General features: G+C 72.0%; 25 protein-coding genes. 21 read left to right on the plus strand and 4 right to left on the minus strand.

The window, feature by feature from the left end; genetic code table 11:
- The first annotated feature begins 147 nt into the window (after positions 1-147).
- The 12 genes from OHA81_RS25495 to OHA81_RS25550 all read left to right on the plus strand — a co-directional run bounded on the left by OHA81_RS25495 (position 148) and on the right by OHA81_RS25550 (position 10,139).
- On the plus strand, positions 148-1,158 hold the full coding sequence (locus OHA81_RS25495; RefSeq protein WP_443056666.1) for a sugar ABC transporter substrate-binding protein: 1,011 nt from the start codon (positions 148-150) through the stop codon (positions 1,156-1,158).
- Entirely contained in the window at positions 1,155-2,186 is a 1,032-nt protein-coding gene (locus tag OHA81_RS25500; RefSeq protein ID WP_329199563.1) for an ABC transporter permease, read from the plus strand. Before OHA81_RS25495 ends, OHA81_RS25500 begins: the two co-directional genes overlap by 4 nt.
- Positions 2,156-3,058: an ATP-binding cassette domain-containing protein gene (locus tag OHA81_RS25505; RefSeq protein WP_329199564.1), complete on the plus strand. Its 903-nt coding sequence runs from the start codon at positions 2,156-2,158 to the stop codon at positions 3,056-3,058. Before OHA81_RS25500 ends, OHA81_RS25505 begins: the two co-directional genes overlap by 31 nt.
- Positions 3,055-4,227 (plus strand): ROK family glucokinase, encoded by a 1,173-nt coding sequence (locus OHA81_RS25510; RefSeq protein ID WP_329199566.1) that lies wholly within the window; start codon positions 3,055-3,057, stop codon positions 4,225-4,227. The genes OHA81_RS25505 and OHA81_RS25510 overlap by 4 nt, the downstream gene beginning before the upstream one ends.
- On the plus strand, positions 4,224-4,817 hold the full coding sequence (locus OHA81_RS25515; RefSeq protein WP_329199567.1) for a hypothetical protein: 594 nt from the start codon (positions 4,224-4,226) through the stop codon (positions 4,815-4,817). The genes OHA81_RS25510 and OHA81_RS25515 overlap by 4 nt, the downstream gene beginning before the upstream one ends.
- Before the next feature lie 31 nt (positions 4,818-4,848).
- Positions 4,849-5,481: an MBL fold metallo-hydrolase gene (locus OHA81_RS25520; RefSeq protein WP_329199568.1), complete on the plus strand. Its 633-nt coding sequence runs from the start codon at positions 4,849-4,851 to the stop codon at positions 5,479-5,481.
- 30 nt (positions 5,482-5,511) lie between these two features.
- Complete coding sequence (locus OHA81_RS25525; protein WP_329199570.1) at positions 5,512-6,291, plus strand: exodeoxyribonuclease III; 780 nt, start codon at positions 5,512-5,514, stop codon at positions 6,289-6,291.
- 70 nt (positions 6,292-6,361) lie between these two features.
- The gene (locus tag OHA81_RS25530; protein WP_329199572.1) at positions 6,362-6,802 is read left to right on the plus strand and encodes a DUF6278 family protein; all 441 of its coding nucleotides are present in this window, start codon (positions 6,362-6,364) and stop codon (positions 6,800-6,802) included.
- Between the two features lie 105 nt (positions 6,803-6,907).
- A complete protein-coding gene (locus tag OHA81_RS25535) occupies positions 6,908-7,651 on the plus strand; it encodes an amino acid ABC transporter ATP-binding protein (protein WP_329199574.1) in 744 nt (247 codons plus the stop codon).
- Between the two features lie 12 nt (positions 7,652-7,663).
- Entirely contained in the window at positions 7,664-8,593 is a 930-nt protein-coding gene (locus tag OHA81_RS25540) for a glutamate ABC transporter substrate-binding protein (RefSeq protein WP_443056668.1), read from the plus strand.
- Between the two features lie 17 nt (positions 8,594-8,610).
- Positions 8,611-9,255, plus strand: a complete 645-nt coding sequence (locus OHA81_RS25545) for an amino acid ABC transporter permease (protein WP_329199576.1) — start codon at positions 8,611-8,613, stop codon at positions 9,253-9,255.
- A complete protein-coding gene (locus tag OHA81_RS25550) occupies positions 9,252-10,139 on the plus strand; it encodes an amino acid ABC transporter permease (protein WP_329199578.1) in 888 nt (295 codons plus the stop codon). Before OHA81_RS25545 ends, OHA81_RS25550 begins: the two co-directional genes overlap by 4 nt.
- 35 nt (positions 10,140-10,174) lie before the next feature.
- Here OHA81_RS25550 and OHA81_RS25555 read toward each other — a convergent pair whose 3' ends face one another.
- Complete coding sequence (locus OHA81_RS25555; RefSeq protein ID WP_329199580.1) at positions 10,175-11,782, minus strand: CocE/NonD family hydrolase; 1,608 nt, start codon at positions 11,780-11,782, stop codon at positions 10,175-10,177.
- 195 nt (positions 11,783-11,977) lie between these two features.
- Between OHA81_RS25555 and murJ the strand changes: the two genes are divergently transcribed.
- A complete protein-coding gene (gene murJ, locus OHA81_RS25560) occupies positions 11,978-13,642 on the plus strand; it encodes a murein biosynthesis integral membrane protein MurJ (protein ID WP_329199581.1) in 1,665 nt (554 codons plus the stop codon).
- 36 nt (positions 13,643-13,678) lie between these two features.
- Here the strand turns inward: murJ and OHA81_RS25565 are convergent, their stop codons facing one another.
- Entirely contained in the window at positions 13,679-13,870 is a 192-nt protein-coding gene (locus OHA81_RS25565) for a DUF1059 domain-containing protein (protein ID WP_329199583.1), read from the minus strand.
- 133 nt (positions 13,871-14,003) lie between these two features.
- Here OHA81_RS25565 and OHA81_RS25570 point away from each other — a divergent pair, with 133 nt between their 5' ends.
- On the plus strand, positions 14,004-15,296 hold the full coding sequence (locus tag OHA81_RS25570) for a cytochrome P450 (RefSeq protein WP_329199585.1): 1,293 nt from the start codon (positions 14,004-14,006) through the stop codon (positions 15,294-15,296).
- Here OHA81_RS25570 and OHA81_RS25575 read toward each other — a convergent pair.
- The gene (locus OHA81_RS25575) at positions 15,256-15,981 is read right to left on the minus strand and encodes a hypothetical protein (RefSeq protein ID WP_329199587.1); all 726 of its coding nucleotides are present in this window, start codon (positions 15,979-15,981) and stop codon (positions 15,256-15,258) included. The genes OHA81_RS25570 and OHA81_RS25575 overlap by 41 nt on opposite strands.
- A gap of 113 nt (positions 15,982-16,094) precedes the next feature.
- Between OHA81_RS25575 and ggt the strand changes: the two genes are divergently transcribed.
- Positions 16,095-17,897, plus strand: coding sequence for a gamma-glutamyltransferase (ggt, locus tag OHA81_RS25580; protein WP_329199589.1), 1,803 nt, complete (start codon positions 16,095-16,097; stop codon positions 17,895-17,897).
- An 11-nt stretch (positions 17,898-17,908) separates the two neighbouring features.
- Here ggt and map read toward each other — a convergent pair whose 3' ends face one another.
- Entirely contained in the window at positions 17,909-18,676 is a 768-nt protein-coding gene (gene map, locus OHA81_RS25585) for a type I methionyl aminopeptidase (RefSeq protein ID WP_329199591.1), read from the minus strand.
- A gap of 64 nt (positions 18,677-18,740) precedes the next feature.
- On the opposite strand from map, the gene OHA81_RS25590 reads away from it, so the two are divergent.
- The 6 genes from OHA81_RS25590 to hydA all read left to right on the plus strand — a co-directional run bounded on the left by OHA81_RS25590 (position 18,741) and on the right by hydA (position 24,991).
- Positions 18,741-18,992, plus strand: coding sequence for a helix-turn-helix domain-containing protein (locus OHA81_RS25590; protein ID WP_053786654.1), 252 nt, complete (start codon positions 18,741-18,743; stop codon positions 18,990-18,992).
- Positions 18,993-19,042: 50 nt separating this feature from the next.
- Complete coding sequence (locus tag OHA81_RS25595; RefSeq protein ID WP_329199594.1) at positions 19,043-19,423, plus strand: PPOX class F420-dependent oxidoreductase; 381 nt, start codon at positions 19,043-19,045, stop codon at positions 19,421-19,423.
- 99 nt (positions 19,424-19,522) lie between these two features.
- The gene (locus OHA81_RS25600; protein ID WP_329199596.1) at positions 19,523-21,271 is read left to right on the plus strand and encodes a hypothetical protein; all 1,749 of its coding nucleotides are present in this window, start codon (positions 19,523-19,525) and stop codon (positions 21,269-21,271) included.
- 168 nt (positions 21,272-21,439) lie between these two features.
- Positions 21,440-22,282: a nitrilase-related carbon-nitrogen hydrolase gene (locus tag OHA81_RS25605; protein ID WP_329199598.1), complete on the plus strand. Its 843-nt coding sequence runs from the start codon at positions 21,440-21,442 to the stop codon at positions 22,280-22,282.
- On the plus strand, positions 22,279-23,574 hold the full coding sequence (locus tag OHA81_RS25610) for an aspartate aminotransferase family protein (protein WP_329199600.1): 1,296 nt from the start codon (positions 22,279-22,281) through the stop codon (positions 23,572-23,574). The genes OHA81_RS25605 and OHA81_RS25610 overlap by 4 nt, the downstream gene beginning before the upstream one ends.
- A 16-nt stretch (positions 23,575-23,590) precedes the next feature.
- Positions 23,591-24,991 carry a dihydropyrimidinase gene (gene hydA, locus OHA81_RS25615; RefSeq protein ID WP_329199602.1) on the plus strand — a complete coding sequence of 467 codons (1,401 nt, stop codon included), beginning with the start codon at positions 23,591-23,593 and terminating at the stop codon, positions 24,989-24,991.
- Positions 24,992-24,998: the final 7 nt, after the last annotated feature.

Here is a 24,998-nt window from a genome sequence, read left to right on the forward strand (position 1 = left end):
GTCCATGGTCCACTGTGGCGGATACTGGACGGCTGGAACCGGAATGGACCGCTTTGACGACGATCGGCTGTGACGGCGACGGGATGTACGACGGGATGCGCGAAAAGATGCCCGACGGTACGCACGACAAGGGAAAGGCGCGGCGACGTGGCTAGGGTTCGGACAGGGGTGCGCGTCATGGGCGCCGTGCTCGCGGCGGTACTGGGGGCCTCCCTCGTGGGCTGCAGCAGTACGGGCGGCAAGCGCGCCGAGGAGCGGGCCAAGACCGCCCAGGCGGGCCGGCCCGCCGTGAACACCCCGCGCTGGACCTTCGCGATGGTCACCCACGCGGGCGATGGCGACACCTTCTGGGACATCGTCCAGAAGGGCGCCAAGGACGCAGCGGCGAAGGACAACATCAACTTCGTCTACGCCCACGACGACCAGGCACAGCAGCAGGCCCAGTTCGTCCAGAACGCCATCGACCAGAAGGCTGACGGCATCATCGTCAGCCTCGCCAAGCCCGAGGCGCTCAAGGACGTCATCGCCAAGGCCGTCAAGGCCGGCATCCCGGTGGTCACCGTCAACTCCGGATCCGCCCAGTCCGCCGAGTACGGCGCCCTGACGCACATCGGCCAGGACGAGCAGATCGCGGGCGAGGCCGTCGGCGCCGAGCTGACCAAGCGCGGCAGGAAGAAGGCCGTCTGCGTCCTGCACGAGCAGGGCAACGTCGGGCACGAGCAGCGCTGCGCCGGGGCGAAGAAGGCGTTCGGCGGGACCATGGAGAACCTGTACGTCGAAGGCACCAACATGCCCTCCGTACAGGCGGCCATCCAGGCCAAGCTCCAGGCGGACCCGTCCGTCGACTCGATCGTCACCCTCGGCGCCCCCTTCGCCCCCACCGCGATCAAGGCCAAGGACGCGGCCGGCAGCAAGGCCGAGGTGGACACCTTCGACCTCAACGCGTCCGTGGCCCGCGACCTTAAGTCCGGCGCCCTCGGCTTCGCCGTCGACCAGCAGCCCTACCTCCAGGGGTACGAGGCGATCGACCTGCTGTGGCTCAACCGCTACAACGCGGACGTGCTCGGCGGCGGACGCCCCGTGCTCACCGGCCCGCAGATCGTCACCGGCGCCGAGGCGGCCGAGCTGGAGGAGTACATCAAGCGGGGCACCCGATGAGCGCACCGGCCCTGGCCGACGAACGGCTCGCGCCCACCTCCCTGCTGCGCCGCCTCCTGGGCCGCCCCGAGCTGGGCGCGGTCGTCGGCGCCGCCGCCGTCTTCGTCTTCTTCTCCTTCGCCGCCGACAGCTTCCTGCGCGCCTCCAGCCTGAGCACGGTCCTGTACTCGGCCTCCACCATCGGGATCATGGCGGTCCCGGTCGCGCTGCTCATGATCGGCGGCGAGTTCGACCTGTCCGCCGGTGTCATGGTCACCACCTCGGCGCTGCTCAGCTCGATGTTCAGCTACCAGATGACCGCCAACGTCTGGGTGGGCGTCCTGGTGTCGCTGCTGGTCACCCTGGCCATCGGCTTCTTCAACGGGTTCATGCTGACCCGCACGAAGCTGCCCAGCTTCATCATCACGCTGGGCACCTTCCTGATGCTGACCGGCCTGAACCTCGGCTTCACCAAGCTGATCAGCGGCTCGGTCTCCACCAAGACCATCGCCGACATGGAGGGCTTCTCCTCCGCCCGGGCCCTGTTCGCCTCGCAGTGGAACGTCGGCTCGGTCACCTTGAAGGTCACCATCCTGTGGTGGCTGGTCCTGGTCGCGGTGGCCACCTGGATCCTGCTGCGCACCCGCGCCGGCAACTGGATCTTCGCGGTGGGCGGCGGGGCGGACGCGGCCCGCGCCACCGGCGTCCCGGTCGTCAAGACGCGCATCGGCCTGTACATGGGTGTCGCCCTGTGCGCCTGGATCTCCGGGCAGCACATCCTCTTCTCCTTCGACGTCGTCCAGTCGGGCGAGGGCGTCGGCAACGAGTTCCTGTACATCATCGCGGCGGTCATCGGCGGCTGTCTGATGACCGGCGGCTACGGCTCGGCCATCGGCTCGGCGGTCGGCGCCTTCATCTTCGGCATGACCAGCAACGGCATCGTCTACGCCCAGTGGAACCCGGACTGGTTCAAGTTCTTCCTCGGCGCGATGCTCCTGCTCGCGACGCTGCTCAACGCATGGGTCCGCAAGCGGGCGGAGGCGAAGTGACGGTGAAGGACGCGACCGCTGTGACGGTGAAGGACCCGACCGCTCTGGTCAGGCTGACCGACGTCAGCAAGTACTACGGCAACATCCGCGCCCTCCAGGGCGTCTCCCTGGAGGTCTCGGCCGGAGAGATCACCTGTGTCCTCGGTGACAACGGTGCCGGCAAGTCAACCCTGATCAAGATCATCGCCGGTCTGCACCGCCACGACTCCGGAAGCTTCGAGATCGAGGGCGAGGAGGCCGTACTCGCGAACCCCCGTGCGGCCCTGGACCACGGCATCGCCACCGTCTACCAGGACCTCGCCGTCGTCCCGCTCATGCCTGTCTGGCGGAACTTCTTCCTCGGCTCCGAGCCCACGCGGGGCCGCGGGCCCTTCCGCCGGCTCGACGTGGACCACATGAGGCGGACCACCCGGGCGGAGCTGCTGCGGATGGGGATCGACCTGCGCGACGTGGACCAGCCGATCGGCACCCTCTCCGGCGGCGAGCGGCAGTGCGTGGCCATCGCCCGCGCCGTGTACTTCGGGGCGAAGGTCCTCGTCCTGGACGAGCCGACCGCGGCGCTCGGCGTCAAGCAGTCCGGCGTCGTCCTCAAGTACGTCGCCGCGGCCCGTGACGCGGGTCTCGGCGTGGTCCTCATCACCCACAACCCGCACCACGCCCACCTCGTCGGAGACCGCTTCGTGCTCCTCAAGCGCGGCGCGATGGGGGGCAGTCACACCCGTGACTCGATCACCCTGGACGAGCTCACCCGGCAGATGGCGGGCGGCTCCGAGCTGGACGAGCTGAGCCACGAGCTGGAGCGGGTGGCAGAATCAGGCCCTGACCGCCCGTCCGGCACCACCCGCACCCCGAGGGACGACACGACTCGATGAGCACGTACCGGGACTTCTCGCTCTCCCACCGGGGGTCGGCGCGGGGCACCGTCCTGCGGACCGTCGGGACCCGTGAGCGCCGGTCGCTGCTGACCGCCCCGCGCGTCCCGACCGTCGGCATCGACATCGGCGGCACCAAGGTGATGGCCGGAGTCGTGGACGCCGACGGGGTCATCCTGGAGAAGATCCGCACCGAGACCCCGGACAAGTCCAAGAGCCCCAAGGTCGTCGAGGACACCATCGTCGAGCTGGTTCTGGACCTGTCCGACCGGCACGACGTGCACGCCGTGGGCATCGGTGCGGCCGGATGGGTCGACGCCGACCGCTCCCGCGTGCTCTTCGCCCCGCACCTCGCCTGGCGCGACGAGCCGCTGCGCGACGCCCTCCAGTCCCGGCTCGCGGTGCCGGTCATGGTGGACAACGATGCCAACACCGCCGCCTGGGCCGAATGGCGCTTCGGCGCCGGCCGGGGCGAGGACCACCTGGTCATGATCACGCTGGGCACCGGCATCGGCGGCGCCATCCTCGAGGGCGGCCAGGTCAAGCGGGGCCGCTACGGCGTGGCCGGCGAGTTCGGCCACATGCAGGTCGTGCCCGGCGGCCACCGCTGCCCCTGCGGCAACCGCGGCTGCTGGGAGCAGTACAGCTCCGGCAACGCCCTGGTGCGCGAGGCGCGCGAGCTGGCCGCCGCCGACTCCCCGGTCGCGTACAACATCATCGCGAAGGTCGGCGGGAACGTCTCGGAGATCACCGGGCCGCTCATCACGGAGCTGGCCCGCGAGGGCGACGCCATGTGCGTCGAGCTGCTCCAGGACATCGGCCAGTGGCTGGGCGTGGGCATCGCCAACCTCGCCGCGGCCCTCGACCCGTCCTGCTTCGTCATCGGCGGTGGCGTCAGCGCGGCCGACGACCTGCTGATCGGCCCCGCCCGGGACGCCTTCCGGCGCCACCTCACCGGCCGCGGCTACCGCCCCGAGGCCCGGATCGCCAAGGCGCAGCTCGGCCCCGAGGCCGGCATGGTCGGCGCCGCCGACCTGGCCCGGCTGGTCGCCCGCCGCTTCCGCCGGGCCACGCGCCGGCGCGTCGAGCGGTACGAGCGCTACGCACGCCTCGGCCTGCGCGACACCACCGGTGCGACGGGCCCCGAGAAGCAGGACCGGCAGCCGTGAACCCACCGCCCCTGCTGCCCCGCCAGGCCTCCGCTCCCGACGAGGACGGCGCGCCCGGGTCCCCGGCCGAGGACCGCCGGCACGTCGTCCGGCGCCGCTGGATCACCGCGATCATCATCCTGCTGCTCGTCGGCGTCCCCGCCGGCTACCTCGCCGTCTCCGCCCAGCAGAGCCGCGAGAGCGGCCGCGACAAGGCCGCCAAGGTCGGCGCGGTCAAGGTCCGCACGGCTTGGCCGTCGGCGGTGCAGCGCAGCATCTACGAGGTCCCGATCCCGATGATGGCCTCGCTCGTCGGCTACCTGGAGACCAACAACTGGCACACCAGCCGGCTCTACACCCAGTTCTCGCTGACCCCGAAGGAGCTGGACACCTTCCTCGCCGACATCGGCACCAGCAGGGAGCGACTGACGCCGGGCGTGTCCATCTCCGAGCACGACGCGCAGGTCGCCGGCTGGAGCTGGAGCCCCAAGCACACCTGGTACGGGATCACCCTCGACGCCAAGGACCCCCGCCCCACCCGGGACGTCACGGTCGACCTCACCAAACCCGGGAACCCCAGGGTGTACGTGGTCTCCACGGCCGTCCCGTAGCGACCGCGGCCCGGGCGCTAGCCTGGGGATCATGAAACTCACCAAGCGCCTGCACTCGTGCGTCCAGCTGGAGAAGGACGGGCGGGTGCTCGTCATCGACCCGGGCGCCTTCAGCGAACCCGACGCGGGGCTGGGGGCGGACGCACTGCTGGTCACCCACGAGCACCCGGACCACTTCGAGGAGGGCCGGCTGCGCGCCGCGCTCGACGCGAACCCGGCGGCCGGGCTGTGGACCCTGCGCAGCGTCGCGCAGAAGCTGGCCGGCGCCTACCCGGGCCGGGTGCACACCGTCGGCCACGGTGACGCCTTCGAAGCCGCGGGGTTCGACGTCCGGGTCTACGGCGAGCTGCACGCCGAGATCCACCCGGACATGCCGCGGATCACCAATGTCGGCTACCTCGTGGACGGTTCCCTCTTCCACCCCGGGGACGCGCTGACCGTGCCCGCAGTGCCCGTCGACACCCTGATGCTGCCGGTGCACGCGCCCTGGAACAAGATCGCCGAAGTGATCGACTACGTCCGCGAGGTCAAGCCCCGCCGGGCCATCGACATCCACGACGCCTACCTCGCCGACCTGGCCCGGCCCGTCTACGACAACGTCCTGGGCGCCCTCGGCGGCACCGACCACGGGCGGCTCACGGCCGGGCAGGCCAGGGACCTGTGACTGTCGGTGCCGGGCGGTAGGTTGGTTGGCATGCGTATCGCCACATACAACGTCAACTCGATCACCGCCCGGCTGCCGCGCCTGCTGGCCTGGCTGGAGAGCTCCGGCACGGACGTCCTGTGCGTCCAGGAGACCAAGTGCTCCGCGGACCAGTTCCCGCACGACGCGCTGCGCGAGCTGGGCTACAAGGCCGTGGTCAACGCCACCGGCCGGTGGAACGGCGTCGCTGTGATCTCCCGGGTCGGCCTGGAGGAGGTGGTCGTCGGCCTGCCCGACGGCCCCGCGTACGAGGGCGTCGAGGAGCCCCGCGCCATCTCCGCGACCTGTGACGGCGTGCGCGTGTGGTCGGTGTACGTGCCGAACGGCCGCGAGGTCGCCCACGACCACTACGGCTACAAGCTGGAGTGGTTCCGCGCCCTGGCCGCGGCCGTCGCGGAAGACGCGGCCGGCCCGCGGCCGTTCGCGGTGCTCGGCGACTACAACGTGGCGCCGACCGACGAGGACGTGTTCGACCCGGCCCTGTTCGCCGGCATGACCCACGTCACGCCCGCCGAGCGGGCCGCCCTGGAGGCGCTGCGGGCCGCAGGGCTCAGCGATGTCGTGCCCCGCCCGCTCAAGTACGACCGCCCGTACACGTACTGGGACTACCGCCAGCTCGCCTTCCCGAAGAACCGTGGCATGCGCATCGACCTGGTCTACGGCAACGAGCCCTTCGCCAAGGCCGTCAAGGACGCCTACGTCGACCGCGAGGAGCGCAAGGGCAAGGGCGCCTCGGACCACGCCCCGGTCGTCGTGGACCTGGAGCTCTGACCGGCGAGCCGCGATCCCGGTCCTGCGCGCCCTGTGGCCAGGCGGGGACGGCGGTGCGAGGCTGGTCCGTATGAACATCCCCTTCCTGGCCAACTGGCGGAACCGGCACGCGACGGAACAGGGTGCGGCGCTCGCCTCCGCCCTCGCGCACGATCCCGAGGGCGTCGCGGAGCTGTTCGCGGAGTGCGAGATGCTGCGCTCCCAGGCGAGGTCGGCCGGGCTCGAACTCGACGGGAGCCCGGAGTCGTTGGAGGAGCTGGACCAGTTGATGCCGCGGTGGCGAAGGGATCCGGAGGCCGTGCCCTGGCTGGGCAACGACGCCGGTTTCTACCTCGGGACCGTGATCGTCCGGACCATCGAGGGGGCCCGCTGGCAGGTGTGGCCGAACGGCCAGCCCGTGATCCGGCTCGGCTCCGGCCGGGAGCTGAACGTGGTCGAGTCGGGCGTGTCCTGGGCGGTGACGGGATCGCCGGAGCTGTCCCAGGCCTACGCCGAGGCCTCGGAGGGCTGATCTCGAAGGCCTTTATGTCAGCTTTAGGCGTGTCGAGGCGAAGTGCCCTTCCGCGGCTGGATAGTTTGCGCTGACCTCGACACCGACAAGTGGGCAGGGCAGCGTATGGCCGTCGATCCGTTGATCGAGCTGCGGGACGTCAACAAGTACTACGGGAAACTGCACGTCCTCCAAGACATCAACCTCACCGTCGGCCGCGGGGAGGTGGTGGTGGTCATCGGCCCCTCCGGCTCAGGGAAGTCGACGCTGTGCCGGGTCATCAACCGGCTGGAGACCATCGAGTCCGGCTCGATCGCCCTCGACGGCCGACCCCTGCCCGCCGAGGGCAAGGAGCTCGCCGGGCTGCGGGCCGAGGTCGGCATGGTCTTCCAGTCCTTCAACCTCTTCGCCCACAAGACGGTCCTCGCCAACGTCTCCCTCGCGCAGATCAAGGTCAGGAAGCGCAAGAAGGAGGAGGCCGACAAACGCTCCCGCCAGCTACTGGAGCGGGTGGGCCTGGCCGACCAGGCGGACAAGTACCCGGCCCAGCTCTCCGGCGGCCAGCAGCAGCGGGTCGCGATCGCCCGCGCCCTCGCGATGAGCCCACAGGCGCTGCTGTTCGACGAGCCCACCTCCGCCCTCGACCCCGAGATGATCAACGAGGTGCTGGAGGTCATGCGCCGGCTCGCCGCCGAGGGCATGACGATGGTCGTGGTGACGCACGAGATGGGCTTCGCCCGCTCCGCCGCCAACCGCGTCGTGTTCATGGCCGACGGGAAGATCATCGAGGACCGGGCCCCGGAGGCGTTCTTCACCGCACCCGAGAGCGACCGGGCCCGCGACTTCCTCTCCAAGATCCTCAAGCACTGAGGGGGACGGCCCGTGAAACGCCGCATCGGCTCCCGCACGCCCGTGTGCCTGCTCGCCCTGCTCCTGCTCGCGCTACTCGGTGCCGCCACCGGCTGCGGCCGTTCCGGCAGCCCCCCGGTCAAGGGGCCGCCGCCGGAGGCCCTGCCCGTGTACCACGTCGCCACCGGCTTCCGGCTGCCCGACTCACGCACCTGGGAGCGGGCCAAGCGCCGCGGGCACCTCATCGTCGGCGCCAAGGAGGACCAGCCCTACCTCGGGGAGAAGGACCCCTCCAGCGGCCGCTACTCCGGCTTCGACATCGAGATCGCCAAGATGATGTCGGCCGCCCTCGGGTTCGATCCCAAGACCATCGAGTTCAAGACCATCGCCTCCGCCAACCGCGAGACCGCCCTCCAGAACGGCCAGATCGACTTCTACGTCGGCACCTACACCATCAACGCCAACCGCAAGAAGCAGGTCGGCTTCGCCGGCCCCTACTTCATGGCCGGCCAGTCCCTGCTCGTGCGCAAGAACGAGAAGGACATCAAGGGCCCCGCCGACCTCGCCGGCAAGAAGGTCTGCTCCGCAGCCGGATCCACCCCCTACCAGCGCCTCCAGCGCGAGTACCCCAAGGCGGTGCTCGTCGCCTACGACACGTACTCCGTGTGCGTCGACAACCTGCTCACCTACCAGGTCGACGCCGTCTCCACGGACGACTCGATCCTCCTCGGCTACGCCGCCAAGGTTCCCGACGAGCTCAAGGTCGTCGGCAGACCCTTCTCCGAGGAGCCCTACGGCATCGGCGTCCCGCGCTCCGACAACGCCCTGCGCTTCGCCCTCGACGACGCCCTCGCCCAGAACGAGGAGAACGGGAACTGGAAGAAGGCCTACCAGGCCACGCTCGGCCTCTCCGGCGTACCGGCCCCGCAACCGCCCGCCATCGACCGCTACCCGGCGGGCTGAGGGGAGAGCACACCGCCATGGACGTACTGACCCAGAATTTCTCGATCTACCTCGAGGGTTTCCTCGGGACCCTCGAACTCACCGTCTACGCCTCCCTCCTCGCCCTCGCGCTCGGCTTCGTGATGGTCTCCTTCCGGGTCGCCCCCATCGGATCGCTGCGCGTCTTCGGCACGGTCTGGGTGACCGTGCTGCGCAACACCCCGCTCACCCTGCTGTTCTTCGCCGTCCTGCTCGGCCTGCCCCGCTTCGGGGTGGTCCTTCCCTTCGAGCTGTTCGCCGTGCTCGCGCTCGGCTGCTACACCTCCGCCTTCATCTGCGAGGTGCTGCGCTCGGGCATCAACACCGTGCCCAAGGGTCAGGGCGAGGCGGCCCGCAGCCTGGGGATGTCCTTCACCCAGACCCTGGGCGGCGTGGTGCTGCCCCAGGCCTTCCGCTCCGTCATCCCGCCGATCGGCTCCACCCTGATCGCTCTCGCCAAGAACTCCGCGATCGCCGGCGCGTTCAGCGTCACCGAGCTGCTGGGCACCTACAAGACCCTCAACGAGCTGGGCTACAGCATCATCTGGACGTTCGTCTGGATCGCCGTCGGCTTCCTGATCATCACCCTGTCCATCAGCGCGCTGTTCAACGTGCTGGAGAAGCGCTGGGGAGTCGCCCGATGACCGCGCTCGCGCTCCACGGGGACACCCAGTCCACCGCCCTCTACGACATCCCCGGCCCGCGGGCCCGGCGCCGGCACCTCCTCTACGGCGTCCTGTCGACCGCGTTGATCCTGGCCCTGCTGGGCTGGATCGTCTACCTGCTCTTCGACACCCACCAGTTCACCTCGGCCAAGTGGACGCCCTTCGAGTACGAGGGCATCCAGGACCTGCTGCTCACCGGACTCGGGAACACGCTCAAGGCCTTCGCCTACGCCTCGGTGCTCTCGCTCGCGCTGGGCGCCGTGCTCGCGACCGGGCGGCTGTCCGTCCACCGTCCGGTGCGCTGGCTGTCCACCTTGCTGGTGGAGTTCTTCCGGGCCATGCCCGTCCTCGTGATGATCTTCTTCATCTTCGTCGCGCTCCAGGTGCAGCCCCTGCCCGCCCTGGTGGCCGGGCTGACCCTGTACAACGGCTCGGTCCTGGCCGAGGTCTTCCGTACGGGCGTCAACGCGGTGGAGAAGGGGCAGCGCGAAGCCGCGTACGCCCTGGGCATGCGCAAGACGCAGGTGATGACTCACGTACTGGCCCCGCAGGCGGTACGGGCGATGCTCCCCGCGATCATCAGCCAGCTGGTGGTGGCCCTCAAGGACACCTCGCTGGGCTTCCTGATCACCTACGAGGAGTTCCTGCACGCCGGGAAGCTGATCGCCTCGAACCTGGACTACGACCTGCCGTTCATCCCGGTGGTGATGGTCATCGCACCGGTCTACATCGGCATGTGCATGCTGCTGTCCTGGCTCGCGACCTGGGTGGCCAGGCGCCAGCGCCGGAGCCCCAAGACCGAGGCGGTCGACGTCGCCCCGGTCGATCCGGGCACGCTGCTGCCGGGCACGCCGCTGCGCTGACCCCTGGAACCGGCCCGGCCGGCAGCAGCCGTGGATCACTGCTCGCGCAGCGGCACCGAGACGTACGAGGGATCGGTGCGCGGTGAGGAGAAGGTCAGCTGCGCGCCGGCCGGGTTGTGTTCGATGTACAGCGGGTCCACCGTGTCGATGACCACGGCGAGCCGGTGGCCCGCGGGCACGTCGTAGGCGGTGGAGAAGAGGTCCAGGTCCACCCCGAAGGCCTGGCCGGGCACCTTCCCGTGGAAGGTGTACGGGGCGTTGGTGACCAGCTTGCCGATGCCCAGGGGGCCGACGTCGTAGAGGTAGGCGACGAAGGTGCCGTCCCCGGCGCTGGGGGTCACGGTGGTGTGCAGCGCGACGGTGCCGCGCACGCGCCGGTCGGCGTCGTAGCGCTGCGACTGCCAGACGGCGGCGAAGGCGCGGGGCAGCAGCGGGATCGATGCGGCCGGGGGCGTCTTGGCGAGCTGGTCGAGGACGCTGGAGAGGAAGACCACCCCGCCGTCGGCGCCGGAGTCGATGTTCGCCCACACGTGCTCGCTGTCGGGGAGCGCGAACTTCTCGGAGCCGCCCGAGCCGACGGACTTCCAGTCGGCGTAGCCCTCGTAGCCGCCCTCGCTGCGGGACTTGATCTGTACGGGAGCTTCGGCGTCGATGCCGTTGCGCTCGCCCTTGAGATAACGGTCGAACCAGTGCCGGGCGTTCGTCCAGGTGTCGTTGGGCAGCCCCAGCAGGCCGGTGGCCTCGGCGGTGGCGTGGTCGCCCGGGCGGAACTCCAGGCGCTTGGGGCCGGTCAGCTTCTCGAAGAAGTCCGCATACTGGTTGGGCGGGAAGATGGTGTCGCCCCAGGCGTTGCCCATCATGACGGCGGGGCCGTTCGCGTTGATCCGGTCGACCTGGTAGGCCGCCGAGCGGATCTTGCCCCATTCGATCATCTGCGGTTCCCGGTCCAGCCGGGAGCCGAGGAAGTCGCCGAGTATGCCCTGGAGTTCGGGTCCGGGACGGCCGGTGAGGTAGCCGGCGGCGCCGAGCAGCCCGGCGGCCTGGAGGTGCTGGGTGCGGCCGGAGTAGATGGAGTCGACGATGTCGGCCCAGCCGCTGAGCGCGACCACGGCCTTGATCCGCGGGTCGTGCGCGGAGGCCAGCAGGCTGATGCCGGCCCCGTAGGAGACCCCGCCCAGGCCGATGTGCTGCGCGTCGGCGGGGGTGTGGGCCAGGGCCCAGTCGATGACGGCGGAGACGTCGGCGATGTCGGGCGGCCCCGCGACCTCGATCCGGCCGCCGGAGAGCCAGAAGCCGCGGGAGGTGTAACTGACCACCACGTAACCGGAGTCGGCGAGCTGCTTCGCCTGGGCGATGTATTCGATCTGCGGCAGGCCCCAACTGGTGGGCAGCACGATCAGCGGGTACGTCCGGCCGCTCTGGGCGCCCGCCGGGGTGAAGACGTTGCCCTTGAGGGTGATCCCGCCGGAGCCGGGGATGTCGTGGAAGCGCAGCTCCGACGAGGACGAGGTGGCTGCGGGACCGGAGGGAGCTGCGGTGGCTGCGTCCGCGGCCGCCGCCTGGGCCTGGTGGGGGGACAGGCCCAGGGCGGCTGCGGCCAGCAGGGCCGCCACGGCTGCTGCGGTGCTGGTGGTGCGGGGCATCGATGCTCCTCGCGTGCGCCGGTGACAAAGTGTGCCGACGGTAACGGGAGTGGCTTACCGTAGGTAACCCATGGGTAAGTTACGTACGGGTAACGATTGACTTCGTGTCAACAGCAGGCCCGGGTTACCCTCGGTGCCGATCGACGACCGAGCGGGGGAACCACCGATGGACCGACTTACCGACCCGGGCAGCCGGTGACGGCCACGGGAGCGGCGCCGCTCACGGCACGCCCGGGCACCGCACCGCGCAAGACGTCGGTACAGCGCAGCGGCGCACTGATGGCGGCCGGCTCGATCGTCTCCAGGGCCACCGGCTTCGTCCGCTCCGCCGTCGTCCTCGCGGCCCTCGGCACCCAGATCCGCGGCGACAGCTACGCCGTCGCCAACACCGTCCCCAACATCGTCTACATGCTGCTCATCGGCGGCGCGCTCAACGCCGTCTTCGTGCCCGAACTGATGAGGGCCGCCCGCGAACACCCCGACGGCGGCGCCGCGTACACCGACCGGCTGCTCACCGCCTGCACCGCGGCGCTCCTCGCGCTGAGCGCCGCGGCCGTCCTCGCCGCCCCGTTGATCACCTCGGCGTACACCCCCGCCTCGTACACGCCGGCCGAGGTGGACTCCACGGTGGCCCTGGCCCGGTTCTGCCTCCCGCAGATATTCTTCTACGGGCTGTTCACCCTGCTCGGGCAAGTCCTCAACGCCCGCGGCAGGTTCGGGGCGATGATGTGGACCCCGGTCCTCAACAACCTCGTGGTCATCGCCGTGTTCGGGCTCTTCCTCGTCCTCTCACACAGCGGCGGCAGGGGCTTCACCTCCGCCGAGACCCGGCTCTTCGGCATCGGCACCACCGCGGGCATCGTCGTCCAGGCCCTCGCCCTGCTCCCGTCCCTGCGCTCCGCCGGCTTCCGGTGGCGCCCGCGCTTCGACTGGCGCGGCAGCGGCCTCGCCCGCCCCCTGCGCAACGCGGGGTGGCTGGTCCTGCTGGTCCTCTCCAACCAGTTCGCCTACTGGGTCGTGACCCGGCTCTCGACCACGGCCGGGAAACTCGCCGAGGCCGACGGGGTGGCGGGCGGTGTCGGCTACGTCGCCTACACCAACGCCTACCAGCTGTGGATCGTCCCGCAGGGCATCGTCACCGTCTCCCTGGTCACCGCCCTGATGCCCCGGATGAGTGCGGCCGCGGCCTCGGGCGACCTCGGCGCCGTCCGCCGCGACGTCTCCTACGCCCTGCGCACCGGCGCCGCCCTGATCGTGCCCGCCGCCGCGCTGTTCGCGGCGCTCGCACCCTGGCTGACGGCCTGCGTCTTCCAGTACGGCGAGGTCAGGGCCGCAGACGCCGAGGTGATGGCGGGGATACTCGTGGCGTTCGCCCCCGGCCTGGTCGCCTTCTGCGCCCAGTACGTCCTCTCGCGCGGGTTCTACGCGCTCTCCGACACCCGGACCCCGTTCTTCCTGAACCTGGTCATCGTCGCCCTGAACGCCGGGCTCTCCTACGCCGCCTACGAACTCCTGCCCGTGCGGTGGATCGTGACCGGCATGGCCGCCGCCTCCTCGGCCGCCTTCACGGCGGGCGCCGCGGTCACCGCGTACGCCCTCGCCCGGCGGCTCGGCCCGCGCACGCGTGACCTCACCGGCGGCCCCGCCACGGCGGCAGGCACCCACCTGCGGCTGCTGGCCGCGTGCCTGCCCGCGGCAGCGGCCGGGTACGGCGCCGCCCGCGCATGCGAGGGAGCCGGCCGGTTCGCCGCCACCGGCGCCGGGGCCGCGGTCCTCGCGCTCGTCGTCCTCCTCCTGGCCGCGCCTCTGCGCCTGACGGAACTCACCGCCCTGACGACGGCACTGCGCCGCAGGAGCTAGGTACGGGCCCCGTCCGGGCCGCAGGAGCCGGGCGGCTCAGGCGTGCTGGGGCACCTCCGGCTTCAGCATGCCGCGCAGCGCGGTACGGAACTCCGGAGTGTCCTCTTCGCCGTGCACGGCGACGGCGTGCTGGACAGCTGCGCCGAGGACTTCCTCTTCCTCACCCGTGATCATCAAGGTGCACCCGATCTCGCTCGGGTACTCCCTGCAGTCCATGACCTTGCGCATGACGCGCCTCCCTGGAGCGATGCCTACGGTCACCACCCACGATCCTCCGCATTCCCCCGGGAGGAAAGCCGGGCCGCCCCCACCGCCCGTGCCCCCTTGCGGGGAGGGGTGTACGGGGGCCAACGTGGCCCCCATGACCGACGCCCCCGGCTACGGCGCCGACGTCCCCGACGGCCTCGACGTCTTCGACCCCCGCCTTTACGCCGCGGGCATCCCGCACGAGCGCTACCGGCTGCTGCGCGCACGTCACCCGGTGGCGTGGCAGGCCGAACCGGAGGTCCTGGGCTGGCCCGCCGGCCCCGGGTTCTGGGCCGTCACCCGGCACGCCGACACCGTACGGGTCCTGCGCGACCACGCCACGTACTCCTCCTGGCTCGGTGCCACCCAGATCCGCGACCCCGACCCGGCCGACCTGCCGTTCCTGCGGCGCACCATGCTCAACCAGGACCCGCGGCGCGGCGCCGGCGACCACGGGCGGCTGCGCCGGCTCGTCGCCCGGGCCTTCACCCCCGCCCACGTCGACGCCTTCACCGCCCGGGTGCGCGACCGCGCCCGCAGCCTGCTGTGCGCCGCCCGCGACGGGGCCGTGGACGGCGCCGCCGACCTCGTCACCGCCGTCACCGACGAGTACGCGCTGCTCAACCTGACCGACCTGCTGGGCGTCCCGGCCGCCGACCGGGGACTGCTGCTGGACTGGACCGTACGGATCATCGGCTACCAGGACCCCGAGGACGCGCCCGCGCCGCAGCCCGGCCCCGACGGGAAACCCCTCAACCCGCGCTCACCGGCCCTGCTCGGCGAGATGTTCGCCTACGCCCGCGACCTGGCCGCGTACAAGCGGGCGCACCCCGCCGAAGACGTGATGACGGCACTGGCCGCATCGGAACTCGGCCCGGGCGAACTGGAGATGTTCTTCTTCCTGCTGACCGTCGCCGGCAACGACACGGTGCGCAGCGCCGCGCCCGGCGGCCTGCTCGCCCTGGCCGGCGCCCCGGACGCCTACCGGCGACTGGCCCGCGGCGAAGTGCCCGTGGAGCGGGCCGTGGAGGAACTCCTGCGCGTCCACCCGCCGGTGCTCAGCTTCCGCCGCACCGCGGCCGTCGACACCGTACTGGCCGGGCAGCCGATCCGCGCCGGGGACAAGGTCGTGGTCTTCCACGCCTCCGCCAACCACGACGATCGCGTCTTCCACGCACCCGAACGCCTCGACCCCGGCCGGTCGCCCAACCCGCACGTCTCCTTCGGTGACGGCCCGCACGTCTGCCTCGGCGCCCACTTCGCCCGGCTGCAACTGCGCACCTTCTACGCGCAGTGGCGCGAGCTCATGCCCCCTCCCGAACAGGCGGGTGCGCCGCGGCGGCTGGTCTCCAACTTCATCAACGGGATCACGCGGCTGCCGCTGCGGGTGTCCGCGCCGCGCGCGTGACGTCGGCCGCCAGCTCGACCACGTCCGGGCCGTAGGCCTGCGAGTTGACCACCTTCAGCACCACGCAGAACGAGTCGTTGCCGTACTTGCGGGCCAGCTCTTGGTGGTGGCGGGCCAGGTACCGCGCGCCCGCCTGGTTGCTGATCGCGGTCTGCCCGGAGATCAGGAACACCGGCCTCGTCCCCGGCCCGGTCGTCAGCCGTGCCAGCAGCACGTGGTCCTCCCGGCCCCGGTCCCAGCGGAACATCTCCTCACCGACCCGGATCGCCCCCCGGTCGGGACCCGCCTCGGTGGAGACGTCGACCTGCACACCCGGCAGCATGGAGGCCAGGTGCGCGGCCGTGCGCGCGTTGGAGACCGGGCCGCCCACACAGAACTCGGCCCGCTCCCCGAAGCCTTGGCGGGCCGTGTCGTGGGCCACGATCTGCAGGTTGGCAGAGCAGTCCTTGATCAACGCGGATATCTCCAGCAGCGCGAAGGCGTCGTTGCGGTGCACCGACCCCTCCGTGCCGCCCATCTGGCGGTTGACCACGAACACGCAGTCCGAGCCGGTGGGCAGTCCGAAGAAGGCCTGCTTGCGGCGCAGGGTGCGGCGCCACAGGTACGTCCGGGAGAACCAGCCGAAACCGCCGCTGATGGCGGTGGCCACCACCCCGAGCACGATGTTGCGCACGTCGTCGTTCATGGCGCGGATGGTAACCCGCCCCGCGCGGTCCTGACGCGGGGGGTGCCGTGGGGCTAAAGTGCCGGACCGGGCCCGTCACAGGGGATCTGACGGGCTGTCGACTGGAGGTACGGATGCGTCGTCCCGCCACACGTCAGTTCGCGCTCGTCGCCCTCGCCGGGGCGCTGGTGTCCACCGGCGCGGCCGCCCCGCCCTCCGCGGCGACCGGCGCCCCCGCGAAGGTCCCGGTCGCCGTCGGTTACGGCGGGGCCGTCGCCAGCGTCGACGCCGACGCCTCGGCGGCCGGCATCGAGGTGCTGCGCTCGGGCGGCAACGCCGTGGACGCGGCCGTGGCCACCGCCGCCGCGCTCGGGGTCACCGAGCCGTACTCCGCCGGGATCGGCGGGGGCGGCTACTTCGTCTACTACGACGCCGCCTCCCACCGGGTGCAGACCATCGACGGGCGCGAGACCGCCCCGGCCAGCGCGACCAGCACCCTGTTCCAGGAGAACGGCGTCCCCATCCCCTTCGCCGAGGGCCAGACCAGCGGCCGCGGCGTCGGGGTCCCCGGCACCCCGGCGACCTGGAAGAGCGCACTCGACGCCTGGGGGAGCCGGCCGCTCGGGCGGCTGCTCCAGCCCGCCGAGAAACTGGCCCGGGACGGCTTCACCGTCGACGCCACCTTCCGCGCGCAGACCGAGCTCAACCAGGACCGCTTCAAGGACTTCCCGGACACCGCGAAGCTGTTCCTGCCGGGCGGGGCGCTGCCGGTGGTCGGGTCCACCTTCAAGAACCCCGACCTCGCCGCCACGTACGCCGAACTCGGCCGCAAGGGGACCGGCGCCCTCTACCGGGGCCCGCTCGCCGAGGACATCGTCCGCGCCGTGCGCAAGCCCCCGGTGAGCCCGGCCGCGACCCGCAACGTCCGCCCCGGCGACCTGACCACCGGGGACCTGCGGGCCTACGGGACCAAGCGGCAGGCCCCCACCCAGGTGCGCTACCGGGGCCTGGACGTCTACAGCATGGCCCCCTCCTCCTCCGGCGGCACCACGGTCGGCGAGGCGCTGAACATCCTGGAGGGCACCGACCTCGGCGCGCTCTCCGAGGCGCAGTACCTGCACCACTACATCGAGGCCTCCCGGATCTCCTTCGCCGACCGGGGCCGCTGGGTCGGCGACCCGGCCGCCGAGCAGGTCCCCACCCGGGAACTGCTCTCCCAGCGCTACGCCGACACCCGAGCCTGCCTGATCACGCCGGACCGGGCACTGACCAGCCCGCTCGCCCCCGGTGACCCGCGAAAGCCGGCGCCGTGCGCCACCACCGGCCAGGCGGCGCCCACCACGTACGAGGGGGAGAACACCACCCACCTCACGGTCGCCGACCGCTGGGGCAACGTGGTCTCCTACACCCTGACCATCGAATCCACCGGCGGCAGCGCCATCACCGTGCCGGGCCGCGGCTTCCTGCTCAACAACGAACTGACCGACTTCTCCTTCGCCCCCGCCGCCCCCGGCGTCCCCGACCCGAACCTGCCCGGCCCCGGGAAGCGGCCGCGCTCGTCGATGTCGCCGACCATCGTGCTGGAGGACGGTCGCCCGGTGCTCGCCGTCGGCTCCCCGGGTGGCGCCACCATCATCACCACCGTGCTCCAGACCCTCCTCGGGCACCTGGACCGGGGCCTGCCGCTCGTCGACGCGATCGCCGCGCCGCGGGCCAGCCAGCGCAACCAGAGCACCACGGAGCTGGAACCGGGCCTGTGGGGCAGCCCGGTCCGCGCCCAGTTGGAGGCGCTGGGCCACGTCTTCAAGCAGAACCCGGAGATCGGCGCCGCGACCGGCGTCCAGCGGCTCCCGGACGGCCGCTGGCTGGCGGCGGCCGAGACCAGCCGCCGGGGCGGGGGATCGGCGATGGTCGTCCACCCGCACGGCCACCCGTAACGGCGCGCCACCTACAGGGCGGTGAGGATCCGCGGACCGTCGGCGGTGATCGCGACCGTGTGCTCGGCGTGGGCGGCGCGGCTGCCGTCGACGGTCCGCAGGGTCCAGCCGTCAGCGTCGCAGTAGTAGTCGTCCGTGCCGCCCGACGTCAGCATCGGCTCGATCGCCAGGACCATGCCGGGGCGCAGCCGCACGCCGCGTCCCGGCGGCCCCTCGTTGGGCACGCCCGGGTCCTCGTGCATGCTGCGGCCGATGCCGTGGCCGCCGAAGCCTTCGGGGATGCCGTACCCGGCGGAGCGGCACACCGTGCCAACCGCATGGGCGATGTCCCCGATCCGGTTGCCGGGCACGGCCGCGGCGATCCCCGCGGCGAGGGCCGCCTCGGCGGTCCCGATCAGCCGCAGGTCGGCCGACCGCCCGCGGCCGACGGTGAAGCTGACCGCTGCGTCGCCGACCCAGCCTCCGAGCTTCGCCCCGCAGTCGACGCTGACCAGGTCGCCGTCGTGCAGCCGGTACCCGTCGGGGACGCCGTGCACGATCGCGTCGTTGACCGAGGTGCACACCACGGCGGGGAAGGGCGCCGGCGCGAACCGCGGCCGGTAGCCCAGGAAGGGCGAGCTCGCACCCGCCTCGCGGAGCACCTCGCGGGCCGTCCGGTCCAGCTCCAGCAGGCAGACCCCGACCTGCGCCCGGTCCCGTACGGCGGCCAGCGCATGGGCGACGACCCGCCCCGCGGCGCGCATCCGGTCGATCGATTCATCTGTCTTGAGTTCCATCATGCCAATAACTATACCGGTATAACTGTAACGGGATGATTATTGGGGGCCGGGGTAGGATGGGGGCATGGTCCGTACCCCCCTCACCCCCGAAGAGCGCGAGCGCGGCGAGCGTCTGGGCGCGCTGCTGCGCGAAGCCCGCGGCGGCCGCAGCATGGTCGAGGTCGCCGCCAGCGCCGGACTCTCCGCCGAGACCCTCCGCAAGATCGAGACCGGCCGGGCCCCCACGCCCGCCTTCTTCACGGTCGCCGCCGTCGCCGAGGCGCTCGGCCTGTCCCTGGACGAGGTGCTGCGCCGCTGCGCCTTCGTCCCCGCCTGAGGGGAGCCGCACCCGGGACGGAAGTCCCCGCGATCCCCTAGGGTCGGGATATGACGATGGAGGAGCTCGGCAAGGCGCGGTACGTCAGCCTCACCACCTTCCGCAAGGACGGCACCCCCGTCGCCACCCCCGTCTGGGCGGTGGCCGACGGGGGCGAGCTGTACGTGTGGACGCGCAGCGACTCGTGGAAGGTCAAGCGGATCCGCAACAACGGGCGGGTCGCGGTGAGCGCCTGCGATGTGCGCGGACGCGTGCCGGAGGGTGCCGTCGCGGTGGAGGGGCAGGCGCGGCTGCTGGACGAGACGGGGCTGCGGCGGGTGCGGAAGCTGATGTCGCGCAAGTACACCTGGCAGTTCTGGGCGGTGGACCTGCCCGCCGCACTGGTGCGGCGGGGCGAGCGGCCGCACACCGGGATCGCCGTCAAGCTTTGAGATTCCCGTAGCCCGCCCGTAACGCGGGTGGGGTCCAATGCGGGGATGGAGACGGCGACTTCGTTGCTGATCGGTCAACTCGCTGACTACTTACGTGGGTTGACCCGGAGACTAGATCCCGGGGCGGGGTGGTACGGGGAGTTCCTGCGGCGGGACCCGGAGGGGATGCGGGCCTGTCTGGACGGCGCCGCGATACCGCCCTGGGACGTGCTGGCGTCGCTGCTGCGGGATGCGGGGGCGGTGGCGGGGGAGGTGGAGTACGCGGCCCGGCTGCGGGTCGCGGCGGTCGCCGCGTGGGACCGGGCGCCGGGTGGGGAGCGCGAACTGCGGGAACTGCTGGCCCGGGCGTCGGAGCAGCGGGCGGCGGCGGAGGCCGCCCTGGCGCGGCTGACGGAGCTGCGGGACCGGGCCACGGCCCCGGCGGAGGCGGCCGAGCTGGACCGGGAGCTGTCCTGGCTCCGGGACGACACGTCCCGCGCCCGGGCCCGCCAGGACGACTTGACGAGCCGCCTCGCGTCCCTGCGGACGCCGCCCGGCGAGGCGACACCCGGCGAGGCGACACCCGGTCACCCGCTCCCGGTGGTGCCGCGCCCCGGTCCGGTGGGGGAGCCGTTCGGGGCACTTGCGGAGGAGGCCTCGTACGCGGAGGCGGGAGCCCGTGCGGGGGCGCAGCCGCTCGGGCCGTTCCGGGAGGCCGGCCACGAGGAGCCCGCGGTTGATGCGGTGGTCCGACCGCCCGCGCCCGCGCCCGCTCTCGGGCCTCGGCGGAGGGAGCCGGATGCCGAGCGGCCGGGGGCGCCGCTCGACGGTGTGCCGGGGCAGCGGGGTGCGGGGTCGCCGGGGCGGGCCGAGGGGCGGTGGCGGCGCGGCGGTCGCCGAGCCGGAGGGGCCCGGTACGCGGGTGCGCCGGCCGAGGTGGGGCCGCCGTCCATGCCCGTCGAAGCCCCGCAGGCGCCGCAGGCCACCCCCCGGGGCGCCCGCTTCGCCCACCTCGCCCCCACCAAGGCGGCTCCGGAGCCCGCCCCGCCGGGAACCGTGGACCCCCGCCCGACGCTCCCGCCCCAGGCCGGGCCCGCCGCCGGCCCGGCGGCCCCTCCCTCGGCCCACGCCGCCCCGACGGCTCCGCCGGAGCATCCGGCCGGTCAGCCGGTGGAGGCGGTATGGCACGGCGGTGGGGCAGCGGTGTCGCCGGAGGCTGCCGCAGGGCGGCCGGTGGTGTCGCCCTGGTTCACCGCCGATCCGGCGGCCCCCACCCCGGACGGCGGGGGGCCCGGGGCGCGACCGGCCGTACCCGTACCCGCACCCCGGCCAGGAGCCGGCGCGGCGGTGGAGGTGCCGCGGACCGTGGCGCGGTTGGTCGGGCTGCGGGCGCAGGGTCGCGGCGGCGAGGCACACGCGCTGCTGTGCGAGGCCGCCGCGTGGCCCGCCGGCCTGCTCCCGGAGTTCGCCGCCGAGCTGGGCCGCGCCGGGCTCGGCGCCGACTGGGCCACCCTGCTGTGGGAGGCGGCCTCCCTCCCGCCCGACCGGCTCGCCGCCGCCGCGGCCGCCCTCGGGGAGGCCGGGCGGGACGCCGACTGCGACGCGCTGCTGCGCCAGGGCGCCGGCCGCCCCACCGCCGAGATCGCCGAGGCCGCCCTCGTTCTCGGCGCCGCCGGCCGCGAGCGGGAGGCCGACGCGCTCCTCGCCGCCTTCGTCCGGCTGCGCACCGCCGAGGAGGCCGCCGCCCTGGCCCGCCGGGACCCGCAGTGGTTCCCCCCGCGCCTGCTCCGCGCGGCCGCCGTACTCGCCGGGGGCAAACACCGCGACCTGTCCCACGCCCTCCGCGTCGCGGGGATCCCCCTGCCCTGAACCGCCCGTCTGCTGATCGCAAACGATCACGCGCCGACGTAACGTGATCGACTGGGCCGACAGTGCACGGCGCTCTTGCCCCACGCTGTGACGAGGCCTACGTTCTACTCCCTACGGACACCGTCTACGTGCGTAGAAGTCGGCGTTCCCGTCGCGAGGAGGCACCTCATGGCCCAAGTCGTCCGCGCCGCACTCGTCCAGGCCACCTGGACCGGAGACACCGAATCGATGATCGCCAAGCACGAGGAGCACGCCCGCCGGGCGGCCGCCCAGGGTGCGAAGGTCATCGGCTTCCAGGAGGTCTTCAACGCCCCCTACTTCTGCCAGGTCCAGGAGCCCGAGCACTACCGGTGGGCCGAGCCCGTGCCCGACGGCCCCACCGTCCGCAGGATGCAGGACCTGGCCCGCGAGACCGGCATGGTGATCGTCGTACCGGTTTTCGAGCGGGAGTCCGAGGGCTTCTACTACAACACCGCCGCGGTCATCGACGCCGACGGCAGCTACCTCGGCAAGTACCGCAAGCACCACATCCCGCAGGTCAAGGGCTTCTGGGAGAAGTACTACTTCCGCCCGGGCAACCTCGGCTGGCCCGTCTTCGACACCGCGGTCGGCCGCGTCGGCGTCTACATCTGCTACGACCGGCACTTCCCGGAGGGGTGGCGTCAACTCGGCCTCGCGGGAGCCCAGTTGGTATACAACCCCTCTGCCACCCACCGCGGTCTGTCCGCCTACCTCTGGCAGCTGGAACAGCCCGCCGCGGCCGTCGCGAACGAGTACTTCATCGCGGCCATCAACCGCATCGGCCAAGAGGAGTACGGCGACAACGACTTCTACGGCAGCAGCTACTTCGTCGACCCCCGCGGGCAGTTCGTCGGGGAGGCGGCGAGCGACAAGGAGGAAGAACTCCTCGTCCGCGACCTCGACTTCGATCTGATCAAGGAAGTCCGCGACCAGTGGGCCTTCTACCGCGACCGCCGCCCCGACGCCTACGGAGGACTCGTACAGCCGTGAGCAACCCGATCCCCCTGCACAGCCGCCACCGCGCCGTCCTGCCGGACTGGCTCACCCTCTACTACGAGCGCCCCATCGAACTCACCCACGGCGAGGGCCGCCACGTCTGGGACGCCGAAGGCAACCGCTACCTCGACTTCTTCGGCGGCATCCTCACCACGATGACCGCCCACGCCCTGCCGGAGGTCACCAAGGCCGTCTCCGAACAGGCCGGGCGGATCATCCACTCCTCCACCTTGTACCTGAACCGCCCGATGGTGGAGCTGGCCGAACGGGTCGCCGCCCTCTCCGGCATCCCCGACGCCCGGGTCTTCTTCACCACCTCCGGCACCGAGGCCAACGACACCGCCCTGCTGCTCGCGACGACGTACCGCCGCTCCAACCAGATCCTGGCGATGCGCAACAGCTACCACGGCCGGTCGTTCTCCACGGTCTCCATCACCGGCAACCGCGGCTGGTCCCCGACGAGCCTCTCGCCGCTCCAGACGTTCTACGTCCACGGCGCGGTCCGCACCCGGGGCCCCTTCGCCCACCTCGGTGACGCCGAGTTCACCGCCGCGGCCGTCGCAGACCTGGAAGACGTACTGGGCCAGACCCGCGGGGGAGTGGCCGCGCTCATCGCCGAACCGTTCCAGGGCGTCGGCGGGTTCACCTCCCCGCCCGACGGCCTCTACGGCCGGTTCCGCGAGGTCCTCGACCGGCACGGCATCCTGTGGATCAGCGACGAGGTGCAGACCGGCTGGGGGCGCACCGGCGAGCACTTCTGGGGCTGGCAGGCCCACGCCCAGAACGGCCCGCCGGACATCCTCACCTTCGCCAAGGGCATCGGCAACGGCATGTCCATCGGCGGGGTCGTGGCCCGCCCCGAGGTGATGAACTGCATCGACTCGAACTCCATCTCCACCTTCGGCGGCTCCCCGGTCACCATGGCGGCCGGCGTCGCGAACCTCGCCTACCTGTTGGAGCACGACCTCCAGGGCAACGCCCGCCGCGTCGGCGGCCTGCTCCTGGAGCGGTTGCGGGCCATCGCCGCAACCGTGCCCGCGGTACGGGAGGTGCGGGGCCGGGGCCTGATGGCCGGCCTGGAGCTGACGAAGCCCGGCACCGACACGGCCGACCCCGAAGCCGCCGCCGCCGTACTGGAGGCCGCGCGTGCCGGAGGGCTGCTCCTCGGCAAGGGCGGCGGGTACAACACCAGCGTGCTGCGCATCGCGCCGCCGCTCTCCCTCACCGTCGCGGAGGCGGAAGAGGGCGCCGAGATCCTCGAACAGGCCCTGCGGAGTCTGAACTAGCAGCGAGGGAACGTACATGAGCACCCGCACCCTGATCAGCGGCGGACTCGTCGTCACGGCCGCCGACGAACTGCACGCCGACATCCTGATCGAGAACGGCCGGGTCGTCGCCCTCGCGGCCCACGGGTCGCAGGTCGCCGACGGCTGGACGGCGGACCGCACGCTCGACGCGAGCGGGAAGTACGTCATCCCCGGCGGGGTCGACGCCCACACCCACATGGAGCTGCCCTTCGGCGGCACCGCCGCCTCGGACACCTTCGAGACGGGCACCCGGGCGGCCGCCTGGGGCGGCACCACCACCATCGTCGACTTCGCCGTGCAGAGCGTGGGCCGCTCCCTGCGCGCCGGACTCGACACCTGGTACGACAAGGCCGACGGCCGCTGTTCGATCGACTACGCCTTCCACATGATCCTCTCCGACGTCAACGAGGGCACCCTCAAGGAGATGGACCACCTCATCGGCGAAGGCGTCACGTCCTTCAAGCTGTTCATGGCCTACCCGGGCGTCTTCTACAGCGACGACGGGCAGATCCTGCGCGCGATGCAGCGGGCGTCGGGCAACGGCGGTCTGATCATGATGCACGCCGAGAACGGCATTGCGATCGACGTCCTCGTCGAACAGGCCCTGGCGCGCGGCGAGACCGACCCGCGCCACCACGGCGAGGTCCGCAAGGTGCTCCTCGAAGCGGAGGCCACGCACCGGGCCATCCAGCTGGCCCGGGTGGCCGGCTCCCCGCTGTACGTCGTCCACGTCTCGGCCGAGGAGGCGGTCGCGGAGCTCGCCGCGGCCCGCGACAAGGGCCTGCCGGTCTTCGGGGAGACCTGCCCGCAGTACCTGTTCCTGTCCACCGACAACCTCGCGGAGCCCGACTTCCAGGGCGCCAAGTACGTCTGCTCCACCCCGCTGAGGCCGCGCGAGCACCAGGCGGCGCTGTGGCGGGGCCTGCGGACGAACGACCTCCAGGTGGTCTCCACCGACCACTGCCCGTTCTGCTTCCGCGGCCAGAAGGAGCTGGGACGCGGGGACTTCTCGAAGATCCCCAACGGGCTGCCGGGCGTGGAGAACCGTATGGACCTCCTCCACCAGGCCGTACTGGACGGGCACATCACCCGCCGCCGCTGGATCGAGATCGCCTGCGCGACCCCGGCCCGCATGTTCGGCCTCTACCCGCAGAAGGGCACCATCGCGCCGGGTTCCGACGCCGACATCGTCCTCTACGATCCGCACGCCGAGCAGGTCATCTCCGCCGAGACGCACCACATGAACGTGGACTACTCGGCGTACGAGGGCAGGCGGATCACCGGACGCGTCGACACGGTCCTCTCGCGCGGCGAACTCGTCATCGACCGGCGCGAGTACACCGGCCGGCCCGGACACGGGGCCTTCGTCCACCGCTCGACCTGCCAGTACCTGTAAGGAGCCG

The organism is Streptomyces sp. NBC_00667, from assembly GCF_036226825.1.
Classification (GTDB): domain Bacteria; phylum Actinomycetota; class Actinomycetes; order Streptomycetales; family Streptomycetaceae; genus Streptomyces.

Bases quoted from the DNA above. Each gene is read 5' to 3' on its own strand.
- OHA81_RS25525 (WP_329199570.1), top strand. From the start codon at position 5,512: ATGCGTATCGCCACATACAACGTCAACTCGATCACCGCCCGGCTGCCG.
- OHA81_RS25590 (WP_053786654.1), top strand. From the start codon at position 18,741: ATGGTCCGTACCCCCCTCACCCCCGAAGAGCGCGAGCGCGGCGAGCGT.
- OHA81_RS25510 (WP_329199566.1), top strand. From the start codon at position 3,055: ATGAGCACGTACCGGGACTTCTCGCTCTCCCACCGGGGGTCGGCGCGG.
- OHA81_RS25550 (WP_329199578.1), top strand. From the start codon at position 9,252: ATGACCGCGCTCGCGCTCCACGGGGACACCCAGTCCACCGCCCTCTAC.
- OHA81_RS25505 (WP_329199564.1), top strand. From the start codon at position 2,156: ATGGGTCCGCAAGCGGGCGGAGGCGAAGTGACGGTGAAGGACGCGACC.
- OHA81_RS25595 (WP_329199594.1), top strand. From the start codon at position 19,043: ATGACGATGGAGGAGCTCGGCAAGGCGCGGTACGTCAGCCTCACCACC.
- OHA81_RS25500 (WP_329199563.1), top strand. From the start codon at position 1,155: ATGAGCGCACCGGCCCTGGCCGACGAACGGCTCGCGCCCACCTCCCTG.
- OHA81_RS25605 (WP_329199598.1), top strand. From the start codon at position 21,440: ATGGCCCAAGTCGTCCGCGCCGCACTCGTCCAGGCCACCTGGACCGGA.
- ggt (WP_329199589.1), top strand. From the start codon at position 16,095: ATGCGTCGTCCCGCCACACGTCAGTTCGCGCTCGTCGCCCTCGCCGGG.
- OHA81_RS25575 (WP_329199587.1), bottom strand. From the start codon at position 15,981: ATGAACGACGACGTGCGCAACATCGTGCTCGGGGTGGTGGCCACCGCC.
- map (WP_329199591.1), bottom strand. From the start codon at position 18,676: ATGATGGAACTCAAGACAGATGAATCGATCGACCGGATGCGCGCCGCG.
- hydA (WP_329199602.1), top strand. From the start codon at position 23,591: ATGAGCACCCGCACCCTGATCAGCGGCGGACTCGTCGTCACGGCCGCC.
- OHA81_RS25555 (WP_329199580.1), bottom strand. From the start codon at position 11,782: ATGCCCCGCACCACCAGCACCGCAGCAGCCGTGGCGGCCCTGCTGGCC.
- OHA81_RS25565 (WP_329199583.1), bottom strand. From the start codon at position 13,870: ATGCGCAAGGTCATGGACTGCAGGGAGTACCCGAGCGAGATCGGGTGC.
- OHA81_RS25570 (WP_329199585.1), top strand. From the start codon at position 14,004: ATGACCGACGCCCCCGGCTACGGCGCCGACGTCCCCGACGGCCTCGAC.
- OHA81_RS25545 (WP_329199576.1), top strand. From the start codon at position 8,611: ATGGACGTACTGACCCAGAATTTCTCGATCTACCTCGAGGGTTTCCTC.
- OHA81_RS25520 (WP_329199568.1), top strand. From the start codon at position 4,849: ATGAAACTCACCAAGCGCCTGCACTCGTGCGTCCAGCTGGAGAAGGAC.
- OHA81_RS25530 (WP_329199572.1), top strand. From the start codon at position 6,362: ATGAACATCCCCTTCCTGGCCAACTGGCGGAACCGGCACGCGACGGAA.
- OHA81_RS25535 (WP_329199574.1), top strand. From the start codon at position 6,908: ATGGCCGTCGATCCGTTGATCGAGCTGCGGGACGTCAACAAGTACTAC.